This window comes from Zoogloea sp. (assembly GCF_041911615.1).
In the GTDB taxonomy this organism is placed as follows: domain Bacteria; phylum Pseudomonadota; class Gammaproteobacteria; order Burkholderiales; family Rhodocyclaceae; genus Zoogloea.
Genome location: NZ_JAYROR010000049.1, coordinates 1 through 4,714, shown reverse-complemented (window position 1 = coordinate 4,714; position 4,714 = coordinate 1). Strand labels below are relative to the sequence as shown.

3 protein-coding genes are annotated in these 4,714 nt (G+C 71.0%); all 3 read left to right on the top strand.

Annotated features, from left to right (window positions below):
- The coding region (locus ACE3P2_RS06070) for an HlyD family efflux transporter periplasmic adaptor subunit (RefSeq protein WP_374262169.1) at positions 1–521 on the top strand (521 nt) is incomplete at its 5' end.
- A 160-nt stretch (positions 522–681) separates the two neighbouring features.
- Positions 682–3,411, top strand: a complete 2,730-nt coding sequence (rbbA, locus tag ACE3P2_RS06065; protein WP_374262166.1) for a ribosome-associated ATPase/putative transporter RbbA — start codon at positions 682–684, stop codon at positions 3,409–3,411.
- A gap of 13 nt (positions 3,412–3,424) precedes the next feature.
- Positions 3,425–4,564 carry an ABC transporter permease gene (locus ACE3P2_RS06060; RefSeq protein WP_374262164.1) on the top strand — a complete coding sequence of 380 codons (1,140 nt, stop codon included), beginning with the start codon at positions 3,425–3,427 and terminating at the stop codon, positions 4,562–4,564.
- The last annotated feature ends 150 nt before the right edge of the window (positions 4,565–4,714 follow it).

Below are 4,714 nucleotides of genomic sequence, written 5' to 3'. Positions count from 1 at the left end.
GCGCCACCGAGGCCCAGGTCGCCCAGGCCGGCGCCGGCATCGACGCGGCGGCGGCGGTGGTCGAGCGCCTGCGCACCGAGCTCGACGACGGCGTGCTCACCGCCCCCCGCAGCGGCCGCGTGCAATACCGCGTCGTGCAGCCCGGCGAAGTGGTGGGCGGCGGCGGCAAGGTGGTCAGCCTGGTGGACATCGGCGACGTCTACATGACCTTCTTCCTGCCCGAAACCGCCGCCGGCCGCGTCGCCCTGGGCAGCGAGGTGCGGCTGGTGCTGGACGCCGCGCGGCAGTTCGTGATCCCTGCCAAGGTGTCGTACGTGGCGAGCGTCGCCCAGTTCACGCCCAAGACCGTCGAAACCCGCAACGAGCGTCAGAAGATGGTGTTCCGCGTCAAGGCCCGCATCGACCCCGCGCTGCTCCAGAAATACCCCGAGCAGGTCAAGACCGGCCTGCCCGGCATCGCCCACCTGCGCCTCGACGCCACCCGCCCCTGGCCCCCCGAGCTGACGGTGAAGCTGCCATGAGCACGTCCGCACGGCCGTCCGAAGGATGTGCGAACACTCCCTCGGGGAGCAGGTCGCCCAGCGACCGGAGGGCCGTCCTACCCACGTCCGCACGGCCGTCCGAAGGATGTGCGAACACTCCCTCGGGGAGCAGGTCGCCCAGCGACCGGAGGGCCGGCGCATGAACCCCGCCCCCGTCGTCCGCCTCGCCGGACTCACCCATCGCTACGGCGCCACCCTCGCCGCCGACGGCGTCCACCTGGACGTGCCGGCCGGCCGCATGGTCGGCTTCATCGGCCCGGACGGGGTCGGCAAATCCACCTGGCTCGGCCTCATCGCCGGAGCCCGGCAGATCCAGCAGGGCACCGTCGAGGTGCTGGGCGGCGACATGGCCCGCGCGCGCCACCGGGAGGCGGTGTGCCCGCGCATTGCCTACATGCCCCAGGGCCTCGGCAAGAACCTCTACCCGACCCTCTCGGTGTTCGAGAACATCGACTTCTTCGGCCGCCTGTTCGGGCAGAGCCGGGCCGAACGCGCCCGGCGCATCGCCGACCTGCTCGCCGCCACCGGCATGGCCGACTTCGCCGACCGCCCGGCCCAGAAGCTCTCGGGCGGCATGAAGCAGAAGCTCGGCCTGTGCTGCGCGCTGATCCACGACCCCGACCTGCTGATCCTCGACGAGCCCACCACCGGCGTCGATCCCCTGTCGCGGCGGCAGTTCTGGGATCTCATCACGCGCATCCGCGCCGGCCGCCCGGGCATGAGCGTGCTGGTCGCCACCGCCTACATGGAAGAGGCCGAGCAGTACGACTGGCTGGTGGCGGTGGACGACGGCAAGGTGCTCGCCACCGGCACCCCGGCCGAGCTGCGCGCCCGTACGGGCGCCGCCAGCCTCGAGGACGCCTTCCTGGCGCTGCTGCCGGCCGAACGGCGCGCCGGCCACACGCCACTGACGATTCCCCCGCTCAGTGCCGGCGAGGTGGTGATTGCCGCCCGCGGGCTGCAGATGCGCTTCGGCGACTTCACCGCGGTGGACGACGTGAACCTCGAAGTGCGTCGGGGCGAAATCTTCGGATTCCTCGGCTCCAACGGCTGCGGCAAGTCCACCACCATGAAGATGCTCACCGGCCTTTTGCCGCCCACCCGGGGCGAAGCCCGGCTGCTCGGCGAGGTGCTCGACGCCAACAACATCGACACCCGCCGGCGGGTGGGCTACATGTCCCAGAGCTTCTCGCTGTATGGCGAGTTGTCGGTGCGCCGCAACCTCGAACTGCACGCCCGCCTGTTCGACCTGTCGCCGGCCGAGGGCGAGGCGCGCATCGCCGAACTCGCCGCCCGCTTCGATCTCGCGCCGGTGATGGACGCCCTGCCCGACGCGCTGCCGCTGGGCATCCGTCAGCGCCTGCAGCTGGCGGTGGCGGTGCTGCACCGGCCCGACGTGCTGATCCTCGACGAGCCCACCTCGGGCGTCGACCCGGTGGCGCGCGACCATTTCTGGGCGCTCATCATCCAGCTCTCGCGGCAGGACGGGGTGACGATCTTCATCACCACCCACTTCATGAACGAGGCCCAGCGCTGCGACCGCATCTCGCTGATGCACGCCGGCCGCATCCTCGCCAGCGACGCCCCGGCCGCGCTGGTGGCAGCCCGGGGCGCCGCCAGCCTCGAGGACGCCTTCATCGCCTACCTGGCCGACGCCAGCGGCATCGCCCTGCCCGATGCACGCACCGCCGCGGCCCCGGCCGCGCCGCCGACGCCCGCCGCGGAAGGCCGCCAGCGCGTCGCCCGCTTCAGCCTGGCGCGCCTGCTCAGCTTCAGCGCCCGCGAGGCCACCGAACTGCGCCGCGACCCCTTCCGCCGGACCCTCGCCCTGCTCGGCACCGTGGTGCTGATGCTGGTGATGGGCTACGGCATCAGCCTCGACGTGGAAAAACTCAACTACGCGGTGCTCGACCTGGACCACAGCGTCGCCAGCGAGCAGTACACCCTCGGCATCGCCGGCTCGCGCTACTTCGCCGAGCAGCCGCCGCTGCAGGGCCACGCCGACCTCGACCGGCGGATGCGCAGCGGCGAGTTGACGATGGCCGTCGAGATTCCCCCCGGCTTCGGCCGCGACCTCGCCCGCGGCGCCCGGCCCGAGGTCGGGGTGTGGATCGACGGCGCCATGCCCACCCGCGCCGAGGTGGCCCGCGGCTACATGATCGGCGTGCACAGCCAGATCCTCGCCGAAGCGGTCACCCAGGCCACCGGCAGCCGGCCGCGCGGCCTCGCCGACATCGAGATCCGCTACCGTTACAACCCCGACATGCAGAGCCTGGTGGCGATGGTGCCGGCGGTGATCCCGATGCTCCTGGTGTTCATCCCGTCGATGCTCACCTCCCTGGGCGTGGTGCGCGAGAAGGAGCTCGGCTCGATCCTCAACGTCTACACCACGCCGGTCACCAAGCTCGAATTCCTGCTCGGCAAACAGCTGCCCTACATCGGGCTGTCGCTGTTCAACTTCGTGCTGCTGTTCGTGCTCGCCCTGACCCTGTTCCAGGTGCCCTTCAAGGGCAGCCTGGCCGCCCTGTGCCTGGGCGCGCTGGTGTACGTCACCGCCACCACCGGGCTGGGCCTGCTGATGTCCACCCTCACCGACAGCCAGGTCGCCGCGCTGGCCGGCACCGCCATCGGCACGCTGCTGCCGGCCATCCAGTTCTCGGGGATGCTCGACCCGGTGTCGTCCCTCGAAGGCGCCGGCGCCTGGATCGGCGCCGCCTACCCCACCACCCATTTCCTCACCATCAGCCGCGGCACCTTCTCGAAGGCGCTGGATTTCGCCGACCTGGGCGGCGCCTTCGTACCGCTGCTGATCGCCGTGCCGGTGCTCACCTGCGCCGCCGCCCTGCTGCTCAGGAAGCAGGCCCGCTGACGAGGACACGACCATGGCCCGCCCATCCCGCTTCCTGCACAACACCTGGCACCTGGGCATCAAGGAATTCCACAGCCTGCTGGGCGATCCGACGATGCTGTTCCTGATCCTCTTCATGTTCACCGTGTCGGTGTATTCCAATGCCCGCGCCAAGCCCGAGAGCCTGCACCGCGCCGCCATCGCGGTGGTGGACGAGGACCGCTCGCAGCTCTCGGGGCAGATCGTCGCGGCGCTGCAGCCGCCGCAGTTCATCGCGCCCGAGCACGTCGCGCTGGCCGACATGGACAAGGGCATGGACGCCGGCCGCCACACCTTCGTGCTCGACATCCCGCCCGACTTCCAGCGCGACGTGCTGGCGGGCGCCCACCCGGCGATCCAGCTCAACATCGACGCCACCCGCCTCTCCCAGGCCCAGACCGGCACCGGCTACATCCAGGACATCGTCAACGACGAAATCCGCGCCTTCGCCCAGCGCTACCGGGCCGCCGCGCCGGCGCCGGTCGAACTGGTGCCGCGCAGCCTCTTCAACCCCAACCTGAGCCAGTCGTGGTTCGCCGGCGTCACCGCCATCATCAACAACGTGACGATGCTCGGCATCCTGCTCACCGGCGCGGCGCTGATCCGCGAACGCGAGCACGGCACCATCGAACATCTGCTCGTAATGCCGGTCACACCCCTGGAGATCATGGTGTCGAAGGTGTGGTCGATGGGCGTGGTGGTGCTCGTGGTGGCGTCGTTGTCGCTGCAGGTCGTGGTCAAGGGCGTGATCGGCGCCAGCGTGAGCGGCTCGGCCCTGCTGTTCGGGCTGGGCACGCTGCTGTACCTGTTCGCCGCCACCTCGATCGGCATCTACATGGGCACGCTGGCGCGCAACATGCCGCAGTTCGGGCTCATGTCGATTCTCGTGCTGCTGCCGCTGGAGATCCTCTCCGGCGCGCTCACCCCGCGGGAGTCGATGCCCGACGCGGTGCGCTTCGTGATGTCCTTCGCCCCGACCACCCACTACGTCGGGCTGGCCCAGGCGGTGCTGTTCCGCGACGCCGGCCTGGCCGTGATCTGGCCCCAGCTCCTGATGGTGGCCGCCATCGGCGGCGCCTTCTTCGCCCTCGCCCACCGCCGCCTGCGGCGCACGATCTCCACGATGCAGAACTGAAATCCCCGACATTCCCGACGAAAGGAAAGCCATGACCGCCCCCACCCGCACCGCCCGGACCTCGACCGCCGCCAAGCCGCCAGCACGCCGCGCCCGGACCGCCCTGCCGACGCCGGCCGCGCCCGCCGCCCCCGCGCCGGCCCCGGCGGC

Bases quoted from the DNA above. Each gene is read 5' to 3' on its own strand.
- rbbA (WP_374262166.1), top strand. From the start codon at position 682: ATGAACCCCGCCCCCGTCGTCCGCCTCGCCGGACTCACCCATCGCTAC.
- ACE3P2_RS06060 (WP_374262164.1), top strand. From the start codon at position 3,425: ATGGCCCGCCCATCCCGCTTCCTGCACAACACCTGGCACCTGGGCATC.